Origin of the sequence: Sphingobacterium sp. Mn56C (assembly GCF_049319645.1) — a bacterium.
In the GTDB taxonomy this organism is placed as follows: Bacteria; Bacteroidota; Bacteroidia; order Sphingobacteriales; family Sphingobacteriaceae; genus Sphingobacterium.
The window spans coordinates 1,242,183-1,263,961 of sequence record NZ_JBMOUC010000001.1; the positions used below are offsets into that span (position 1 = coordinate 1,242,183).

General features: G+C 34.7%; 15 protein-coding genes. 5 read left to right on the forward strand and 10 right to left on the reverse strand.

Annotated elements, in window-relative coordinates; genetic code table 11:
- Positions 1–72 precede the first annotated feature (72 nt).
- The 4 genes from ACL9RF_RS05225 to ACL9RF_RS05240 all read right to left on the reverse strand — a co-directional run bounded on the left by ACL9RF_RS05225 (position 73) and on the right by ACL9RF_RS05240 (position 4,434).
- Positions 73–1,557 carry a fimbrillin family protein gene (locus tag ACL9RF_RS05225; protein WP_422799541.1) on the reverse strand — a complete coding sequence of 495 codons (1,485 nt, stop codon included), beginning with the start codon at positions 1,555–1,557 and terminating at the stop codon, positions 73–75.
- A gap of 226 nt (positions 1,558–1,783) precedes the next feature.
- On the reverse strand, positions 1,784–1,960 hold the full coding sequence (locus ACL9RF_RS05230; protein WP_422799542.1) for a hypothetical protein: 177 nt from the start codon (positions 1,958–1,960) through the stop codon (positions 1,784–1,786).
- 370 nt (positions 1,961–2,330) lie between these two features.
- The gene (locus tag ACL9RF_RS05235; protein ID WP_422799543.1) at positions 2,331–2,696 is read right to left on the reverse strand and encodes a hypothetical protein; all 366 of its coding nucleotides are present in this window, start codon (positions 2,694–2,696) and stop codon (positions 2,331–2,333) included.
- Between the two features lie 130 nt (positions 2,697–2,826).
- Positions 2,827–4,434, reverse strand: coding sequence for a LuxR C-terminal-related transcriptional regulator (locus ACL9RF_RS05240; RefSeq protein ID WP_422799544.1), 1,608 nt, complete (start codon positions 4,432–4,434; stop codon positions 2,827–2,829).
- 1,451 nt (positions 4,435–5,885) lie between these two features.
- On the opposite strand from ACL9RF_RS05240, the gene ACL9RF_RS05245 reads away from it, so the two are divergent.
- On the forward strand, positions 5,886–6,659 hold the full coding sequence (locus ACL9RF_RS05245) for a hypothetical protein (protein WP_422799545.1): 774 nt from the start codon (positions 5,886–5,888) through the stop codon (positions 6,657–6,659).
- 890 nt (positions 6,660–7,549) lie between these two features.
- On the forward strand, positions 7,550–9,049 hold the full coding sequence (locus ACL9RF_RS05250; protein WP_422799546.1) for a hypothetical protein: 1,500 nt from the start codon (positions 7,550–7,552) through the stop codon (positions 9,047–9,049).
- Between the two features lie 1,843 nt (positions 9,050–10,892).
- On the opposite strand, the gene ACL9RF_RS05255 is transcribed toward ACL9RF_RS05250, so the two are convergent.
- The 6 genes from ACL9RF_RS05255 to ACL9RF_RS05280 all read right to left on the reverse strand — a co-directional run bounded on the left by ACL9RF_RS05255 (position 10,893) and on the right by ACL9RF_RS05280 (position 16,618).
- Positions 10,893–11,219, reverse strand: coding sequence for a hypothetical protein (locus ACL9RF_RS05255; protein ID WP_422799547.1), 327 nt, complete (start codon positions 11,217–11,219; stop codon positions 10,893–10,895).
- A gap of 26 nt (positions 11,220–11,245) precedes the next feature.
- Positions 11,246–11,848, reverse strand: coding sequence for a 2,3-bisphosphoglycerate-dependent phosphoglycerate mutase (locus tag ACL9RF_RS05260; RefSeq protein ID WP_422799548.1), 603 nt, complete (start codon positions 11,846–11,848; stop codon positions 11,246–11,248).
- Positions 11,849–11,859: 11 nt separating this feature from the next.
- Complete coding sequence (locus ACL9RF_RS05265; protein WP_422799549.1) at positions 11,860–14,199, reverse strand: ribonucleoside-diphosphate reductase subunit alpha; 2,340 nt, start codon at positions 14,197–14,199, stop codon at positions 11,860–11,862.
- A gap of 43 nt (positions 14,200–14,242) precedes the next feature.
- Entirely contained in the window at positions 14,243–15,214 is a 972-nt protein-coding gene (locus tag ACL9RF_RS05270; RefSeq protein WP_422799985.1) for a ribonucleotide-diphosphate reductase subunit beta, read from the reverse strand.
- 86 nt (positions 15,215–15,300) lie between these two features.
- Complete coding sequence (locus tag ACL9RF_RS05275; RefSeq protein WP_422799550.1) at positions 15,301–15,927, reverse strand: peroxiredoxin; 627 nt, start codon at positions 15,925–15,927, stop codon at positions 15,301–15,303.
- Positions 15,928–16,024: 97 nt separating this feature from the next.
- The gene (locus ACL9RF_RS05280; RefSeq protein WP_422799986.1) at positions 16,025–16,618 is read right to left on the reverse strand and encodes a superoxide dismutase; all 594 of its coding nucleotides are present in this window, start codon (positions 16,616–16,618) and stop codon (positions 16,025–16,027) included.
- A 2,520-nt stretch (positions 16,619–19,138) separates the two neighbouring features.
- On the opposite strand from ACL9RF_RS05280, the gene ACL9RF_RS05285 reads away from it, so the two are divergent.
- The 3 genes from ACL9RF_RS05285 (at position 19,139) to ACL9RF_RS05295 (ending at position 21,753) form a co-directional block, all read left to right on the forward strand.
- Positions 19,139–19,309 (forward strand): hypothetical protein, encoded by a 171-nt coding sequence (locus ACL9RF_RS05285; RefSeq protein ID WP_422799551.1) that lies wholly within the window; start codon positions 19,139–19,141, stop codon positions 19,307–19,309.
- Positions 19,310–19,341: 32 nt separating this feature from the next.
- On the forward strand, positions 19,342–21,177 hold the full coding sequence (locus ACL9RF_RS05290) for a hypothetical protein (RefSeq protein WP_422799552.1): 1,836 nt from the start codon (positions 19,342–19,344) through the stop codon (positions 21,175–21,177).
- A 129-nt stretch (positions 21,178–21,306) separates the two neighbouring features.
- Positions 21,307–21,753: a copper resistance protein NlpE gene (locus ACL9RF_RS05295; RefSeq protein WP_422799553.1), complete on the forward strand. Its 447-nt coding sequence runs from the start codon at positions 21,307–21,309 to the stop codon at positions 21,751–21,753.
- Positions 21,754–21,779: the final 26 nt, after the last annotated feature.

The following is a 21,779-nucleotide window of genomic DNA, read 5'->3' on the forward strand; positions in this document are numbered from 1 at the left end:
CCGTAGAACTTGTTTCTACAAGTTATGCGGATTCTTTTGATAAAATAACGGTATTTTTACGACCTAATACTATTAGGGAGTATCATCTATACAGCGAATGGCATGAGCTATGTTTTTTGGAGATACCATGCGATCATTAAAGCTCCATGCTGATAAGCCTTTAATTTCATTCTTGCCGGACTCCATATGAGCCGTAAATAAAATGGTCTCATTTTTATTGTTAACGCTTGTTGTACTCGTCCAATAATCCCCTACTACTCCTCTAGCTTTAACTTTTTTATCATTGTTGTCTTTCTTAATTACCTGAGCATCCGGATAGCCAATACTGCCCTGCAAGGGGAAAAAAAGTTCTATAGGGCTAGATATTTTGCTTGTAAATACCCTATACGAATTAAAATCATTAATATCATCCGCATTTCTACATGTACCTTTATTTCTTTCAATGGTACTTGCAAATAACTCCATGTATTCCTGTGCAGTTGGAATTCGAAATCCTTTCGGACAAGGGTCATTTTTTGTTTTTTTCGGTCTTTCTTCTGTTCCAGAATTCCAGGCAGCATTAGTTTGTCTGTTATTTTCCAACCAGTTTCCATTGACACCCGTAAATATTCCATCCGCAACAGGATTTAATCTCCCCCATTGATAATAACAACCTAAAGAAGCTAGATCTGAATTTCCTGAAACAGCATGTCCTAAATTCTCGTACATCCAGGTTCTTCCATTTATCATAACGCCTTGCTCATTAAAAATTATGACATACTTATCCTTCGGGAAAATAGTAAGTTTTAACTCATATTTAAAGCCCGGTAAAATTTCAGGATTTTTACTAAAGGGCACGATATTAGTCTTTGTTGAGGATCCGAGAACAATCTTATTAATAGTATATGCTACTTTGTTTGCTTTGGTCGTTATAAACATCGGTTTACTTGTGATAAGGGTGTTATCTACTTTGGGAAATGTTACACTTGATTTCGACGTATTTCCCGAAGGTAAAATTGAACCATCTTTTACATGTATTGTAGCCATACTTGTAAAGGTATTAAAGGTGGACATCAATCCGCTTATCTTTTCCTTAGTACGACGCGTATCAACAACTACGGTCAGTGCACTTAGCAAATGTTTTAATTCAATATTTAGGGAATTAGAACTTTCGGAAAGGTTGACCCCGTCTTTTCTAAAGAACATAAAATCATCCTCAACATTAACATCCCTTACTTCTGCTGTATTTATGGTTTTATTGGCTGAGGAGGTAAATGTCAGGTCAGGAAGCGATGCCGCGGACCCGACAGCGTATACCACAAAAGAGTAGGTTTCGCCAGTCTCCAGCATTAAATAATCGTTCTTAGCGTCTTCCCCAGCGATACCATCTTTTTCATGAACCAGATTTCCTAATTTATCAAAAACTGCAACCTTATATTTAATCGTTTTATTAAAATTGCCTATAATATGGTTTTTTTTATCCTGTTCACCCTTTTCGGTAGAACTAAAAACAGGTTTTAATACGGCGTGTCCATAATATTCTTCATCGATTTTAAAACTTGCCGTTTGTTCCTTCAAGACTTTAGTCTTATTTGTATACGACATAAGGTCTCCAAAATTGTCGCCTGCAAAATTTAAATAAACCCGTGTTTGTCCAGCTGTATGCTCATTTTTAATATGGTCCAGCTTCTTACATCCGTATATTACTAGCGTAAGAATTAATACCGTAATGCATGGCGTGAAATAAGCCCATGAGCTAACTTTTGCCCTCAAATTTTTCATATAATATTATCATTTAATTATGCTACCAGTCAAAAGTTACCGAGATATCCTTGTCCACTTCCCAAATTTCATGCAAGGCGCCTGTCATATCTGTCGACTCCACCTCAGTTTCTTTTGGAGGTGAAGAACCTGCCGATATACTGTTTTCTAGTTTTACAGATATTTTTTGGATTGTGGGTTGTCGATATTTTTTTTTCATGTTATTTTAATTAAGGTTTTTAAACGTTCATCTTCTGAAATTTACCATCAAAGCTTACCTTCCAATAAAACTTTACTGGACAAATATATTTGGCAGCATTGAATTCATTACCCTCCTTAAGATCAGTTGATTCCCTAATTAGGGTCAACTAAAAAAACAGGGTATCCAAAATAAACCAACAGACTATTAATCAATACATTAAAAACTAAAAACAAAATACTAGAGACCCTAAAAATCCTAGCAGAAAGGCTAGAACTAACATAAAGTATAGGATAATTCGGGAGTTTTGTAACTATATAAAAGAAAGGCCGATTAGCTAAAGTTGAAACTAGCTAATCGGCCTTTGACCTATTTTTGGATTTATGGGCTGTTATTTCTTTACCGCAGCATGTATAAACTTATAAATTGCTTTCTTAAGACTAGAAACACTATACTCTAAGCTCACATAACTATCAACATTTTCATAATTCATATCCAGTATATTTTTCTCAAATGGTACGAGTACCATACATCTCAAATCGGGATTCACCATTTTCATGTCTTCAAGTAATTTTGGATATTGATCTAAAATTTCTGAGGAAATAAAGCAAAATGAGATCTCAATCAACGGTAAATCGGAAAAAATTGATTGTTTATGTTTTGCAGAATATATAATTGACTCCGGAAAAAGCCCATTAATAATGCTATTGAATCCGAATTCAACAATACTAGATGGACAACTAACAAGAATTTTCATAATACTGGGTTTGATTCTATAAACTTATTCTAACCCAATATTAAGATAATAAAGATATTTTCATGTAAAGAATTTGTTTATATACCTTATATTACAACAAAAAAAACAAATAGTTTCCTGTAATTGTAAATTAACTACCCTTTCTACTATTTAAATCATCTTTATATTTTTTCGCCATGGTTTCTTTCAACTGTATATCATGCAAAACTTTTGCAGCCTGAGACCTTGATTTGCTCCCAATTTTCAAATATAAATTAGAGATATGATACTTTACAGTGCTTATTGAAATAAATAATTCTTCAGCAATAAAGCTATTTGAATAACCGAGTGACAATCGTTCCAGTACTTCAATCTCACGACTTGTTAATCCATACTTTAATTGGAGATTTTCATAGATCTTTTTCGAAATCATCCCATTTGTAGTGCTATTATCTGTAGACTGTACAGAAGTGTTTCTTATTTTTTCAATAAACTCCTGTAATTTAAGCCGATATTTCTCATTTTCGCGCTCTAATTCTTTTATGTTGAACAAAATAACAAAGCTGATTATCAAAACCTCTATAATGCTACTCGTTTTAAAAACCGTGATATTTACAAAGTCTAAAAATGGTACAAGGTTTGTCTTATTGAGATAAAATAACAAAGCAATACCAAGTAATAGCGTATACGTATAGACCAAAACTTTTATAGATTTTCCCTGTTTATATTTTAATACAATACCATATAAAATATAATATTCAAATGCTATTGACAATAAAACTGCCGTATGGTAAATAAGGTTAATGCGGGTAAACAGGTAACTTGCAAAAATAAGAAATAGAAAAATATTGATAAGCAGAATACGCAGATAAAGTGTAGGATTAATTCTTCTTAAACCTATAAAGTTGACTTTAAATACTGAAGTCGCCATCGTAGATATCGGAACAATAAGCGTAAGTATATTATCTAAGATCCAAGTATTTTTGGTTATAAAAACAAAAAGCCCATCTTCATACAGCATAATTAATATAATGGTTAACTGTGCAAGGCTATATAAAACAAACTTGGCATTTTTAAAACTTATGGCAAATAGGAGATTCATTAAAATACACATTATGGATAAACCATAATATAAACCCAGCCCCAGAAAACCGACTTCATTATTTGCCTTAAAACTACTTTTTTCTTGAATCTCAATATCTAAATCCCTAAAATAATCACCTTCAATAAAAAAATAAATTTCAGGGACCTGTGTATTAATGGTTAACCTGGGGTATCTTCTTAAAATAGTCTCTTTGGTTTTAAATGCATTACCTGCAGAATCGACACAAATCCACTTATGATTTTTATAGCTGTATAGATATATTTTAGCGTAATGCGCAGTTTGAAAACGAATTACAAGGTCTTTACCCAATTGTTGATTTGCTAATTTATGTTTCAAGATAAAAAAACCATGTGGGTCATCATAAATAGAAGTATGAGTAAAGTTTGTAGGTGAAAATTCAACCTCTTTAAGGATAGAATCCATTGTTTGAGGTAAATATGTCTTCGCTTCAGACACTTTTACGATGTTTAAGAGTATAAAAAATATCCCTAACAGTACTTTGATATAAATTTTGGAAATGTTCATAATATCTAATCTACAGCACCTATTATTTTCAAAAAAAGTTACAAATCTATATGATGATACAGGTTTTAATGGCCTCATAAGAATCGATATTAAAGGACGGTATCGGATACGTCCGTCTTTTCCGTCCATATGATAAAACTAAGGAGCAAAACAGAGGCTAATAATAACAACAAACAAAAAATGGTGAGTTTTTTTAGGTTTATCTCTTCTTTCATCTTATCTATTTTTTTTTACGCCATATTTTCCATGCATTCGGTTTGTTCAAAGCTATTTTATATATAAAAAAATATGTACTTACGCCAGCGAAATACAGCTATCTCATAATGTTAACAATTCAGTTTTACTGCCCTTAGCGTCTTTGGTTGTGGAAAATAAACCTAAATGAAATCCAAGGATCAGACAGGCAACTAATGCCTATTAAAATTCTACTTTCGTTTCGATGCCATAGGCACACAGTAATCGTTTTTATTTCGTAATATGTAGTTAGAATATGGGTAATACATGAAAAAGAATCTCATAACAATAAAATTAAGTTTAACATGGTATTAGTTTTACTACTAATAATATACGTGTAAAACAATATTTACACGTAATACAAGTTTTAACGAACTGCTTATGTAAAATTTAAAAGATAGCCCTAAATTTATGATGATTTTTTAGGGCTATTCTTAGATTTAACTGAATTAAACGTTCTACAAAAACACTAAACTTTTCAGTGCTCGCAGTACTAAAAGAACTATGTAAATCTTTATAACCACAAAACTAACGGCTTTTGCTAGTATTACGCACTAGCCAAAAGGATAGTTCAATCGCATCCGATGATAAATAGTGGAAAATAAATATCTACCTAAAAATTTAAAGACGCTCAATTACAACTAATTATTCGGAATAAAACAAGACTTGTAAGAATAAAACTATAGATCGACAAAATGCGGACAACTAGCCAAAAAGATAGCTATTCGTTTATAAAAAATTTAACTTGTAACTACCCTCAGATTACTTCATAAACCATCTAAACGTTTACCCTAACCATTCACCCTGCCAAATACGATTTATACATTTTTTTGCATAGTAACACGTGAGGTAAAATTTACATGCATTTAACCCATCAAATTTGAATACAGTTTGGTAGTAAACATTTGAAGGTTTCTATTTTAAATTGGCATCGATATTTATGATAAAACATTTTAGCTTAAACAAGGTAAAAAAAATTTCTATCCCAATAAGGATACTAGACTATAGGCCAGTACAGCAAATTATTAAAAAAACTAAATTCACAGCAGTATAAAGAGTACAGGCATTTCGCCAGCCAACGTACATACATAAATATAGGAGCACTTTCGAGGTTGGTTGAAATCTAAAATTAAAGGTATCCGATTTAGGTTTTTCCATTTTTAATGCTAAAAAATATTAAATGCAAAAGCACAATTATAAAATAATACAATTAACAGGAAACGAAAACTATCAGCTGCCTGGCAGCATAATTTATAAATCAGCAAGTGAAGGTTGATGGTCTATATTCAACTGCCTTCCAATAAAACAAAACAAACACTATGATCTTTAAATCCATTAAAATTAGTATGATTAGCTATTTTTTTAACGCCTACTTACTACTATGTAGTATTCTAATTATTTCTTGTGAAAAACAAACGGTCACAAAGTTTGAAAAAGCCGATCCTATACTAAATCAAACACTGCTTTTAGAAGACAGCTTATTCATCCATAAAGGTTATCCTGCAGCACGTATTTACGGGCAAGTATGGATGAGACATAATCTTGGCGCGAATTATACGGCAGATCCTGATCAGCTAGGTTTAATACCGCATAACCATGGAAATTACTACCAATGGGGAAGGAAAACGGCAGTTGCTACAGGAAGTTCCATACAACTCTCCATCAATTTGTTAAATAAAAACCTAAATCTACCCCTGGACACCTGGAACAGCGGAACGGAAATAAATCCGATAAAAACAATCCATGATCCCTGCCCTCCAGGTTATCGTATCCCAACAGAGCATGATTTTACAGAATTACTAAATAATACCAGCAACAGCGATATAGGTACCTTCACGAATGGTGAAGAAGAATATGGTTCTGCAAAAATATTTTCGAGTAAAAATAAAGCTCATGTGCGACTTACCTTTCCAGCACAAGGTCATTTCACTGTATATAATAGCGGTCCATATCAGATTAAGCGTAGAGGTTTCGCAGGTTATTATCACTGCAGTTCAACTTTTGACAATCGGCTCTATTATTTAAAATTTTTTAACATAAACAAGCGTTTTGTTAACGATCAATTTTTAGAGTCGTATAACCTAGCGGAAGCTAAAAACATTCGGTGTATAGCGGAGTAATTGTAGTAAAGCGTTAAATAAATTTGTAAGGTCTGGTTTTAACCTAATAAGTATGGTAAAATATTTGGAAAAAAGCGCATAAAGAATATTGTGATACTGTGAATCGCGTTCCTATTTTTTATAATATTTCCTCTTATGGTACAGGTTAAAATCACAACATTTAATAAAAACTGGGGTTCTAGGATATATTGCTACAACCTCAGTTTTAAAATAAAGGCCGTTGTCTTAAAACCCCTGCATTTTTTAAACAATTTTATGTTGCCCTATTTCCTAACACCCAATCAAATCTATTTTCGTAAAGCAAAAAATTATGCTTCCATAAATGCGTTTACGGGCTTTAAAATTTACCATTTTAAATATTTTTGTAACTATTACCATACATTATTTATTTAAAAAACATTTTGCAGCATATAACACGGGTATATTCGCAAAAATATAAAACATAATGATATAATTTTTAGAATAAAACTATGCAAGCAATTAAATCCCCTGCTATTAACTGGATTTCACCAGAAAAGTTAAATTTTATATAAGTACATTAATTAAGTTAAAAAAAAGTAAAATGATTAAAAGTAAGGTAAATTATGCTACTTTCAACAAAAGCACCTTGCTCCTATAGATGAAATTAGCTATTCAACTAGGATTAGAATTTTGACTTGCCATGGAGTAGGCACCGTTAATACGCCCAAAAGTATCGGAAGTAGTCTACAGCATTAAAAAAAATTGGAAAAAGATGGGAAAGAAATTTTGAATGGCAGTAAAAAACATATTAAATGATGAATTATATAGCATGTAAACATAAATACAAAACTATTATTGGATTTTGTATCCTGCTTTTTATCGCGTGTTGCAAACAAAAAAGCATAACCTTAAAACCCGAAAATAATGGTATGGTTCGTATAGAAATTAATAATGCAACTTTTGAGGACGAATTAAACCTTAAATATAGGAGATCTTTTCAGCGTCTACCGCCTGTGGATTCCATCCAAACTGCAACAGTAGATTTTAACAAAGATTTTTATTGGACAGCAACCATAAAACCTGAAAATAGCCTAGCAACAAAAGGTAATGTTGTGGAAATATCCCTTCCTAAATGGGTAAAGTACAAAGTGGTAGTATTTGAAAAGAATGGAAATTATTTAACCGAACAAAATTATACCTACGGAAAAGAAGACGAGAAAACGAATCTTTTATTGCAAGAAATAAAAGAATATGTCTTTGTCGTGTATTCCATAAATAGTGTTGATGAGCTACCCGAAATTTGTTTTACTGACCAAAAAAATAAAACTTTGGCAACAGCGTATGTACAAGTAGAAGGAAATAGTGATTTTATGTATTTCCGAAAAAACCTTACACTTAAGGCTAATATGGTTAACTATTTAAATGTGGTATTAAAACATAAATTTAGTGAAATAACGACCGTGTTTGATGTTAGTCGCACCGGTTACAAGTTAACAGGTTTAGCATCAGTATTTAGTCCACACTATACACTTGCTAACGTAAACTTGGAAAATGGCACTATTAATCGCTTAGGAAATATTTCAAAGTCAGCACTTATTTTTACAGCAAATGAAAGGAATAGTTTTAACACAATAATCAATGCGGATATAAGTAAAAACATATCTTACACGATATCCAGTATAACTATTGGTCCATTGGTACAAACTGATTTCAAACCTATCCAAAATCTTAAGGTTACACCGGGTGTAAAATATACCTTAAAATTAACCTTAAACCCCAAAGATGTATACCTAACGCACGCAGGATATCCTGCGGCTCGTATTAATGGTGATATATGGATGCGACATAATCTAGGGGCCGAATATTCGGCAAATCCAGATAAACTACCCATAACAGCAAACAGGCATGGAAATTATTATCAATGGGGTATGCATACAATTGTTGCAAACGGCGACTCAAACTTTCCTATTACCAATGCTATAATCAGAGATGATTATTTATCCGCAAAACGATGGAACGCCGGGACCATAGATACGCCAATAAAAACCGCAAATGACCCTTGTCCAAATGGATATCGAGTACCTACACAACTGGAGTATGATAACCTTCTTAAAAATACGGTTAATACTACAATAGGTAGTTTTATTCTAGGGAATACAGCCTTTGATTCGGCTAAAAAATTTACGAGCAAACGTAATATTAAGGTGTTTTTGACCTTCCCAACACAAGGTAATTTCTACATTGACTTAAGAAACAACTTTTCATTGGAAAATCGAGGTAGAAAGGGTTTCTACCACAGCAGTACGCTCTACGGAAATAATGTCTATACCCTATTTTTTAATAAGAATGTAACTTATCGATCTTATCCTCAGTATTTATACGCTAATACCTTAGCACAAGCCAAGCCCATACGTTGCATTGCGCAGTAGGTTTAGACATAGACTTATAAATAATTTTGCGAAGATATTGCAAAAAAGAAATTAAATTTAAAAAATAATTTAGAACCAACACAAAAAACGAGAAGAAAATCCAGTGTATTTACTTCTCGTTTTTTTATAACCCTTTTGGCATCATTATTAGCAGGTCAATAGGTTAATTAAAAAAATTAATCCGAACAATAAAAAACACTTATATCCTAAATAGAAGCATAACGAACAATTAGTTTACATTCTACTGTAAAATTACCCTATACTTTTGAATAGTTTATAGTTCACAGTAGTACTTGAAATCACTTGCACTACACCACATTAAAACACTTTATATCAGTAGTTTAAAATTATTTTTACTACTTTTTGAATACTAAAATTCCAGAAAAAATAATTAACCATGCAAAAGTATAGTTATAAATAAAACCACAACTAGTAATTTTAATTTAAAATTGATTTTTACTTAAAATATTTAATTATTTATTATTAAAATGTTTTTCTTAAGACCTAAATTACAAGCTTTATAAATATCATGACACATAACCCTAACTCCACCCCCACACGAACCTCTAGTAATAGGTTCAGTTTGCAAATACCCATTCACCTTCTGTATAAAGTAAGTTACAAAACTATTTGTCCATCCGAAGGTCTTTCATCCATGCCAGTCTGTGTCCTTATCAAGTTAAACAAATGCAGATATCGCGCGAATAAGTATCTACAAATTGCATTTAAAAGAGCCCGAATCGCCACCTGGTACATTAGAATTTACCCTCTTTTTAGCAGGTTACTGCATGTTCAATCTACCATCAAATCTCAAAGAGTAGCACCAGTATTGACCAACAAGGTTGGTTGTTAAAAAGATACAGGTTTTTACTGTTCGCTGAATAGATTAAAAAGGTCTAAAAAGTTTAAAATTGAAAGGACGATTTGGTGTAACATAGCGTAAAATAATACAATCTCTTTATCTAAAGACAGCGGCGCTGTTAAAGAAATTAACAATCAAAGACTGTAAAGATTAACTTACATAAAATATAGCTTTAAAGATAAATTACATGCTTACTAATTATCTTTAAATAGAAATCACCACAAGAATAAAAGCGATGTACATAATCAAGAAAAAAAATAAAACTACGAAGAAAAGATATAATCAAAACAACCAGACCTTGACATTTTTAGTACTGAACCACAGCATTATAATCTCTTCCAAAGCAAAAGGTCTAGCTTTGCTGCATTTCCAATACGATTCACCGAAAAAGAAAATAAGCAATAATAAACCCTATTTTTAATCTATTTAATAGTAAAACAATGCTTCCGACCGACAATGATTTTATAGCCTTATATGGCCTCTATTTACTCCTATACCTATATATGTTCAACCTACTTCTATTTCACAAGAGACTAAGTAAAAAATTCCTTATCAGCTTACTTATCGTTTCGCTTGGCATGAATAGTTTATTATTTTCAAATCCTCAAATTTTTAAATACGGAGGTGCTATAGCCGTATTATTTTACGCCTTTTTCTTATTTATCGTTAAAGTAATTATTCTACTTGTTATGCATTTTATTGCAAATACAAGAAAGAATAAGTAAAGACCTAAAATAGCTGTTAATCATTGCGCTAGGCATTAAAATAGCACACAGCGACAACAACAAAAGGAAATTTTCGGAGTTAATACTAGGCGAATGCTAAAGTATTAGGCCTTATTACAAATCTTAATATTGTAGTATACCCATCACTTTTACATAGATTATATTTCTTATCCCAAACCAATACCGAATGCATCAACCTATATTTTGTTTATTTACCAATAATTGCTAAGCAAAAAGCAGTTATCCCTGTTACTTTTTAGGATTTACGAGAGGAGTATTTTCTCCTTAAGTGAAACTTTTGGATTTGCCGATCTAAAATAAGACGCGCAATACGATGTCCGGCCGTCTCCAATTTATCCCCAATAAGCAATGCTCTTTTCACTTTATCCTCATTAATATCCAATCGATACAATAAGACCAAAAGCCTATGTAATTTAGAAGGAATTAACTCGTTGATATTTTGTGCTAATACGTCAATTACATAGGTATAAAGTGCAGTGCCATCCTTAGGCAAAACATCCATAAATTTTAAAGACATTAAAACATCTTCTAAGTTTTCTTTATTTTTTATATCCGAATTCATCGATTTTAAGTTTGTTCAATCCTCCATTAATCCTTACCCGAAAAGTTTCGTAATTGGTCGTACGAAAAATCATACACGGATGGAACAGCAGTAGGAATCTCGCGTTTTACAATACAATCCGGCGTTAGATTTTCCAAATACATGATTAAAGCCCGTAAACTATTGCCATGTGCCACAACGAGCACATTCATTGATTTTTGAAGCTGCGGTAGTATAAAAGATTTAAAATACGGTATAACACGATTGTAGGTATCCTGCAAACTCTCCCCTTTAGGTGGTGCGTCAGCAAAAGCACGGCGCCATAACTGCACCTGTTGTTCACCATATTTTAATGCCGTATCGGCTTTATTTAAACCCTCCAGTTCACCATAACGCCTTTCGTTCAATGCGACATCCATAAGTATAGGAAGATCTACCCAGCCATTGGTTTCCCTAATAATCTGCAAGGTATGCTGCGCCCTACTCAATTTCGAAGTAAAAGCAAGATCCACCTGTATATTTTTTAACTGAAAGGCAGCCATTCTGGCTTCCGCCATACCAGCCTCACTGAGTTCAACATCGCGCCAACCCGTAAACCTGTTTTCTAAATTCCACAGCGATTGGCCATGTCTTAACAATATCAACTTCATAAGCTTTTAATTTAACTACCACAGGCCATACAATCCTCCGAACTGTCTAAACTGCAAGACGAGGATGATGTTACGTCCCTATTTAACTGCGTCACGTCCACTGTAAACTTTATCGCATCCGCTGCCGCTTGCGTACGTAAGTAATACATACCCGTTTTAAGTCCGCTTTTCCAGGCATGGAAATGCATAGCCGACAATTTTGCCGCATTCGGCTCGGCTAAAAATAAATTCAACGATTGCGACTGACAAATAAACGCCCCTCTATCCGCCGCCATATCTATTATATCCTTTTGCCTAATTTCCCAAACCGTTTTATAAAGCGCCTTCAACTGATCCGGTATTCCAGGTATATGTTGAATAGAGCCATTCGCAGCAATCAATTCATTTTTCATGGCAGGATTCCACAGCCCAAGCTGAATCAAGTCTTTTAAAAGATATTTATTAACCACAATAAATTCTCCGGATAATACCCTACGGTTATAGACATTCGTTGTAAACGGCTCAAAGCATTCGTTGTTGCCCAAAATTTGCGAGGTGGAGGCGGTAGGCATAGGCGCCAATAACAAAGAATTTCGAACACCAAACTGAATAACCTCCTGCCTTAGGCTAGGCCAATCCCAGCGATCCGAGGGCTGCACCCCCCACAAGTCGAATTGAAATTTCCCTTCCGATAGTGGAGACCCCTGAAAACTGTCGTACGGCCCTAATTCTTTAGCCAACTCCATAGAGGCTTCCATGGCAGCAAAGTACAAGGTTTCAAATATCTCTATATTCAACTTTTTAGCCTCTGCACTATCAAATGGCAAACGCAAGTGCAAAAAAACATCCGCTAAACCCTGAACGCCTAAACCAATTGGTCGGTGCCTAAGATTCGCATTTTCTGTTGCTGCAACAGGGTAATAATTAGCGTCAATGAGCTTATTTAAATTTCGGGTTACAATTTTGGTCACCTCATAAAGTTTGTGGAAGTCAAAGGCATCTTCCAAGACATAAGCTGGCAAAGCCAAAGAAGCCAAGTTACAGACCGCAATTTCATCTTTCCCTGTATATTCCATAATTTCAGTACACAGATTAGATCCACGAATAATACCAATATTCTGTTGATTGGATTTACTATTAACGGCATCTTTATAACACATAAAAGGAGTACCTGTTTCCATTTGTGCTTCAACAATTGCCGCCCACAACACGCGGGCCTTAACCTGCTTGTTGAACCTCCCTTCGGCCTCATAGCGCTGGTAACAATCGTCGAAGACAGTGCCATAACAATCATCTAATCCGGGAGCAACATTAGGATCGAACAAAGACCAATCACCGCCCTCCTCCACCCTACGCATAAATAAATCCGGGATCCACAGCGCAGGAAACAAATCCCGGGCACGCATTTCCTCCTTACCATGATTTTTGCGCATATCCAGAAAGTCAAAAATATCGGCATGCCAAGGCTCTAGATACACCGCAATAGCACCTTTACGTTTACCTCCCCCTTGATCTACATAACGCGCAGTATCATTAAACACCCGCAACATCGGAATTATTCCATTGGAAACACCGCCCGTACCACGAATATAACTACCTGTAGCCCTGATATTATGTATATTAAGACCAATACCCCCGGCAGATTGAGATATCAAGGCACAATCTTTTAAAGTATCAAATATTCCCTGTATGCTATCATCGGCGATTTTCAGTAAAAAACAAGAAGACATTTGAGGTTTCGGGGTACCCGCATTGAACAAGGTTGGTGTAGCGTGGATAAACCACTTTTCGCTCATCAAATTATAGGTTTCCAATGCGGCAGCAATATCAGATTTATGAATTCCCAAGGCTACCCGCATAAACAAATGCTGTGGCCGTTCGACAAGTTGTCCGCCCATACGCAACAAATACGATCGTTCTAAGGTTTTAAATCCGAAATAATCAAAACTATAATCGCGCTCGTAAATTATACTACTATCAATCTCTTGCGCATGCTTACATACAACCTGGTAAAACTCCTCCGATATTAAAGGGGCATTACTGTTAGTTTGAGGATCTCTATACGCAAACAAGAGTTTCATGGTTCTTGAAAACGATTTCAAGGTATTCTTATGCAGGTTACTAACAGCAATACGTGCCGCCAGTATCGCAAAATCAGGATGCGTCGTGGTGTAAGCTGCTGCCGTTTCTGCGGCAAGGTTATCCAGTTCACAAGTAGGCACACCGTCATAGATACCCTGAATTACCTTTTTAGAGATTTCTATCACCTCATTTTCCGATACTTCGAGACCATAAATTAGCTTATGAATCCGAGTTTTAATCTTATCGAAATGTACCTTTTCCTGCTTTCCATTTCTTTTTAATACAAACATCCTATACTTAATTTAATAATTACACAGCCTGCCCCTAAAGGCATTAAAAATCTTCATCCAGGGAGAAACCCTTAGTTGTAACCTCCCTATTTTTGACGCCCATTTTCTGATATTCGCCCACCCGTCTTTCAAAAAAATTAGTCTTCCCTTGCAGAGATATAAGCTCCATAAATTCGAAAGGATTACTCGTATTCCACACTCTGCGGCAATTTAGAGCCAGCAACAACCGATCTGCAACAAACTCAATATACTGACACATCAGGCTGGCATTCATACCAATTAACCCCACCGGAAGCGCATCCGTAACAAACTCCTTTTCAATGGCTACAGCCGCGATAATAAGTTTATGAATTGTCTCTTCAGGCAATTTATGCACCACATGTTCCGTATACAGAAGGCAGGCAAAATCACAGTGCAAACCCTCATCTCTACTAATTAATTCATTTGAAAAAGTTAAGCCAGGCATCAACCCCCTTTTTTTAAGCCAGAAAATGGCGCAAAAACTACCCGAAAAAAATATACCCTCCACTGCTGCGAAAGCAATTAGTCTTTCTGCAAAAGAGCCAGTTTCTATCCAACGCAATGCCCAATTCGCTTTTTTCTGTACACAGGGAATAGTATCTATGGCACCTAGCAAATAATCCTTCTCTGCAGCATCCTTTATATACGTGTCGATGAGCAAAGAATACATTTCAGCATGGATATTTTCTATCATAATCTGGAAACCATAGAAACAGCGTGCCTCGGCATACTGCACCTCATGCATAAAATTAACGGCCAAGTTTTCATTCACAATACCGTCGCTAGCCGCAAAAAAAGCAAGTACATGAGCGATAAAAAAACGTTCATCAGGATTAAGCTTATGTTGCCAGTCGATAATATCAGGCGATAAATCCACCTCCTCGGCGGTCCAGAAACTTGCCTCAGCCATTTTATAAAAACTCCAGATGTCGGGGTAATTTATAGGGAAAATAACAAAACGATCCTTGTTTTCTTGCAGCAAGGGTTCAACCATATCCCCTCCTTTCCAGGCCAATACACGTAGGCGAAAAACACCTACCGCTCAAGTGCGTATTCCTAAACGGTTTAAATATCCAAGGCTCAAACATTACCCATCTCCTTACGTGTTTGCGAAATAGTTTTTTGTCCGACAGTCCAGCCACAGGCTGTTAGCTCATCCGTTTGCAAGGCATCCAAAACACGCAGCACCTCCTGCACATTACGTCCAACATTCATAGGGTAAATGGATACCCATTGGATAATACCTTTGGGATCAACAATAAATGTTGCCCGATACGCTACTTTTTCTGTAAGCTCTAAAATGCCCATACTTTCAGCGAGAGATTTAGAGGTATCTGCCAACATGGGAATTTGTAAACGGCTAAGTTGAGGATCATTTTTTCGCCAGGCCAAATGCACATATTCAGAATCTGTTGATGCCCCGATAAGCAAAGTATTCCGTTTCTCAAATTCAGATTGATGGGCATCAAATTCAACGATTTCAGTCGGACACACAAAAGTAAAGTCCTTGGGCCACCAAAAAAGCACCGTCCATTTACCCAGTGCCGAAGCATAAGTATGCTGAATATCCATAATTTCTGTACCATCATTTACGGTAAATACCGCCTTTTTAACAAACTCAGGCAAACTATCCCCCACGGTTAATGGACCTTTTTGCAAAGCGCTATCCGGCTGTCCGGCTATTATTTTTTTTATTGAACCACACATATTAATACAATTTATATTACAAATTTTTAGTTTAACAAGTTAAGAACAGCATACCTTGCTGTCGTTCAGGAAAAGGCATAAAAAGTAAAAGCTAACCTTAGCCCAATAAATTTTCATTGACAAAATCCCAATTCACAATTTCCCAGAAGCCCTCCACAAATTTGGGGCGTGCATTTTGGTAATCCATATAATATGCGTGTTCCCATACATCGAGGGTTAATAAAGGTTTTCTATTATCAACTAAGGGTGTACACGCATCCCGCATAGGAACAATTTCCAGCGTTCCCGCCTTACTCAGGGCCAACCAAGCCCATCCAGAACCAAACAGTTTAATGGCTGTATCCGAGAATAAAGCTTTAAAATTTTCGAAACCACCAAAATCTAAAGCGATACGATTTGCGATCGCACCTGTAGGCACACCTCCAGCATTCGGAGATAAACAGCGCCAAAAAAAACTATGATTCCAATGTTGGGCAGCATTATTAAACAGCGAAATATTGCCACTCCGATGCGCATGTTTAATAATATCCTCTACGGGATCCTGCGCCATAGGCGTATCCACCACTAACGCATTCAAATTTTTCACATAAGCTAAATGATGCTTTCCATAATGGTAATCAAAAGTTTCTTCAGTAAGAATGGGCTGCAAAGCACCTCTATCATAAGGCAACTCAGGCAGGGTTAAATCAATTTTCATATGCTCTTCTCTTTAAAATTATAGTGTTAGTTGCTCAAATTCTACTCCTTGTTTTATTAATAACAAGAGTAAATCAGATCAAACAACCCGTATTGCAAATCTAATATTTTTGTTAGACTATTCTAACTTTTTAAAAAAAATAAAATTTATCTCCTACGCACACCCATTTGTAATCCACATAAGAAGAAAGAAAGATACATTTCGTTATATAAAACCGCCTTTGCAAAATTTTGAAACAATCCAATTATGGATTAAAGAATAAAAATTAGAACGAATACATTGGTGCATGAAGGCCTAGGAATACGATAAAGAATCAAATCTTAAAAAAGATATAGGATAACCCAAAATAACTTTTTGAGGGAAAGTTATTAAGGGTTATTCCTATAAATTAGAAACTCAACCTACTAAGATTCACTAGGGCTAGCGAATCAGTTATACTAAACAATTCGAAACAAATGTAAGGGCTAGACGGATTAACGAAAACTAGCTAAAAGCATAGTTTGGTTGTTTTTAGCTATTTTAAACAACTATTTCAGACGATTGAAAACAGGCGTAAAAACCTGTTTTTCATTGCTTTAAGTGTTTTATCTGTAGTGTTTTTTTTGATTAATAAAAATTACTTCAAACCATGCGATACTAACCAAATGGCTAGGTTAATTTCAACCCGCTCAAACCTGTTTTCAATGCCAACAAAAAAAAATCATACTCTATATGTATCCACTGCAGGAAAATTTGGATATAATCTTAAACAATAAAGCCGACCCAAAACCTTAAATGCCTAAATTACTTCACAACAAATCAAGAAGTTATCGGCTATTTCTTCAAACAATACAAATTATAACAATTAAAACTCCTCATCTAGGCATTGTAGTTTTATTTTTTTATCAGTGTGATTATCCAAGCGAAGAAACATAAAAGAAACTAACCCTAGACAATGCATCAAAAAATAGATAAACCGCCTAAGACAAATAAAAAAAATTAACTTTTTCACATATTATTCTCAAAAAAGAGAAATTTACCTGCTGGTTACGGTTTCCCGTTTTAATTTAATGACCCAGGGATTTACTTTTATCTCAAAGTATTTTATACTTTATTATTTTCATTATTTGGTAAATAATGTTTTGGTAAACAGCCGCTTTTATAAAAAAAAAAGCGGCTTTACTCCTTAAAGTAATTATAGCTTAAAAATATACCTCTTTAAAAACCACAAAGCGCTAACAACCTTCCACAATACCAATACGTTTTTTTTTCACGGAATAGTCCACAAAAATCAAAAAAAGATAAAACCTAACACTCAACTCCCCGACATTCCCTGGATACAGACATCCCTTCCATATCGAATACAATCTTATCCGTATAATAAACAGGTAAAGCTTTGGGCCCTATAGCAAGGATTTTTTTTATTCTAAATACGATTAACCTATCCATTTATAATTTCAAACCTCCTTTAAATTATAAAATTATATTTTACAGCATACGGTTAGAATAACAACTAAAGTTAAACCATGTATTAACCTACTATCTATAATTTCCCGTTAGTGTAAAATTTACACTACATTTTTCCGTAAATCAATCCACCAGAAACCATAGATTAATGCATAAATTTCACCCTAAAACCCTGATTAATGTACAAATACAAACATTAACACAAAAATAAGAATGCTTAGGAATTCAATGTTTTTATTTTCTTTATAATTAATTTTTAGAAAATTAAGCTGAACCTGTTAAAAGTAGGCAGTACAAAATGACTTACTTGCTGAATATATCTAAAAAAAACAAACCCCATCAAAACCTATTAACAACTGCTTTACAGCATTTTAAGCATATTTTTACAAAAAAAGACAAAAGTTGTGTACAGACTAACATCCTGCTGATTTTAATGAAATAATACAGGTTTAAGTATTCTTAATTGCTGGGAAATGTAAATTAAAATTGACATTATTTTTATAAAATAAAAATGTAGCGTATTTACTACATTAAGATTGGTTTTTAATTTTAGAAGAATTTATTTTTCTTTTCAAGATTATTTTTTGACCTAATATGCGTTCAAAAATAAATAACTTTGATTTTTTTTATCCTAAAAGATAATATCACAGTTTAAATATTAGTCAGATTTTACATAAAATTTTATAATATATAATTTTTGTCACTATCTTTACATTAACTATTGAAAAATATAATAACAACCATAGTGAAATTATTGAAATTACTAGGCTATGAAAAATTTTAAATTAACCAGGTGATAACATCACTTTACAACAAATTTTATACTGTATATATAGATAAAAGAAAAAATTTCGATAAGGAAAATTGAGGCACATATTTATTCGCTAACCTGCGATAAATGAGGCCTCCCTGAGCGATTTGAATCATAAGTTCCATATTAAATTATATGTAATAAGGACATATTTTGCCTATAATTTTTGAAGGAGGAAAGTCAATTGATCAGCTATTATACGTATACGCTGAAACGATATAAAACATAGAGTAAGTAGTAAAATTGGAAACATGAATATGAAAAATAAGCAAAAATTAAAGTATTCTCCCCCAAGAATCGAGGAGTATTGTCTTGAAGTTGAAAGCGGTATAGCGGCCGGATCTAACGTAGTTATTGAAGATACCCCCGCTCCAGAAGTAACCGACTGGGAGGAAGGTGCTGGTGGCAGTATATTTAAAGATTTCTAAACGTAGATAAAACTACTTTAAGCATTTTAAACATGAAAACAAAAGCTAAACAATTAGTAAGTTATACCTTAAAATTTGGAGCCTTACTAATTATGTTGTATACAGCAAGCAGCTGTAAAAGGTCATCAGAAAGTGACCCACTTACCATTACCGAGGAGGGAACGGTACTCGTTAAAATCGACGGTGTCGACGAACGTAGTGAAAATATACAATTGGCTACGAAAGCTAGTTCAGGTATTTTAAAGGAACAACCTCCTGTACAGACTACCAAACTGAAGCAAGGAAACGGATTCGATATGGTAAGTATGTATAGCGAAAATAACCCTAACCTTCCTATTGTTTCAGGATCTAACCAAGGTTTAAGCGCAAGCTTAGGTAATAAAGCTGTACTTTCGCTATCTGATACGATAAAATACCGCATATATTTCTTTAGGAAGGAAGGTAACGAGTATAAGTTTGAAAAGTCGGAATATTTTAACCCAGGCTCTGAAAGGCCTATAGTCTTACAAGCAGGCGCAACGTATAAGTGGGCTGCAATTTCATTTAGCAGCAAAACTGAGCCGCCTCAGTACATTCCTAATCAACCCTTTAGATTGCCAGGTAATAGGGATATATTGTACACGAATTCAACAACCGATTTAGTTGTTGAAAATACACCTTCTATTCGCTTAACGTTTAAGCATCTTTTTGCACGCCTAGACCTGGAAATCAATACCAAAGGGTTATTTGCTCCTGCAACAGCCGCAACAGTGACGGTTACAGGTTTAGATTTAAGAACCGCAAATTTCAATTTGTTGGACGGAACATACTCAGGTAGCCTCTTAACCGTACCTCAGACCGTTAACTTTAGTACTTTTGTACCTAATTCGGTTGGGGATGTACGCAAAGCTCATTTTTATACCGCTGGCAATACCCAACAGAGCTTAAAAATCTCGATGACTGGTTTAAAAGTTAAGTTGGACGATAATACAACCATACGTGATTTTGGGACCTCCGTAATAGAGGAGACTTTTAATTTTACACCAGTGGGCGGTAAATACCATCACTTTTTAATTGCCCCGGTAGAATCGCCACTTACTTTTGAAAGTGTTCAGTGGTCCAGAGCCAATTTATACCTTGATAGTATTAACAATCCAGGGAATCATTATAGATTTTTTCATACAAACGAGTTTAATAGTACTAGCTATTATGCTGACAGCTACTTTAGCTTTAAAGGACATATACCGCGTAAATTAGCTTCCGGAATTGCAGCAGATCAAAGAGATCCTTGCGCATTGGTGTATCCAGCGGGGCTATGGAGAACACCTACAGCGGACGAACTTAATAAAATAACAAATAGATCAGGATTATTGGGCAATCTTTTAGGTAACATTACGGATTTACTTGGTATAGGTGCAACACCTGGAGCAGAAATTGGACCAAAAGGTTTATTTGTTACCTCAAGATACATACAGTTTACACCGACTGAGGGTGTATCATCCTATTATGGAGATGCTAATTCTGGCACAAATAAATTAAGATTTGTTTATAATGGTGTTATGCAAAATGTGAGCTTAGTACAAGGTTTGATTAATCTAAACCTTGGTGGCTCTTATGGCAATAATGCAGCTTTTTGGACACGTGAAGAGGGCATTAATCTTTTAGGAATTGCTGGTATTGGCGCATGGAGTTTTTCGGGTTATTCGGCCGGAGTTACACGAGATACGCCTGTTGGTGCTAAATCTGTGAACCTTTTGAATATAGATTTACTCGGCTTAAATCTTGTTGCCTCATCCCTAATGAACGTACGTTGTGTTCGCGATGCGACTTGGCAAGTCAAACATAAACAACCAGGATACAAACCAGACCCTGTTTATATAAATAAATAAGCAGTAGAGATACAGTATAAAGGCGCCATTTGGCGCCTTTATAATTTAATAAGGTTATCTTACTAGGCCCAAACAATCCTGCTTTCTTTTGGCGTAAAAATTGTGGTAGTATATGGAAAAGAAAGAGTTATGAAAAATACAGTCCTAATATCGATTTTTGCGCTATCTTTATTGGCTTGCCAACAAGGTAAACCACATAACAATTCTTCCGCACCTAGCGAGGAGCAACTTGAAAACTACGTAGATAGCACGCATACTGCACAAAACGTGTTGGATTGGGCAGGTACATATACCGGGACTACTCCCTGTGCCGATTGCCCGGGTATAAAAATTAACTTAAAAATTAATAGGGATCAAACATTTGTACTCAAGTCAATCTACTTGGAGCGTCAGGATACCCTTGATCAAAAGGGGACGTTCAAGTGGTTAAATAATGGATCGACCATTCAGCTCGAAGCAGAAGATTTAAATACCCAATTCAAAGTTGGGGAAGACCAGTTACTACAACTAGATCAAGCGGGAAATGAAATTAATGGTGCGTTAGCAAACTTATATATCTTAAAAAAACAAAAATAACCCTCTTATTTATAAATGCATTTTCA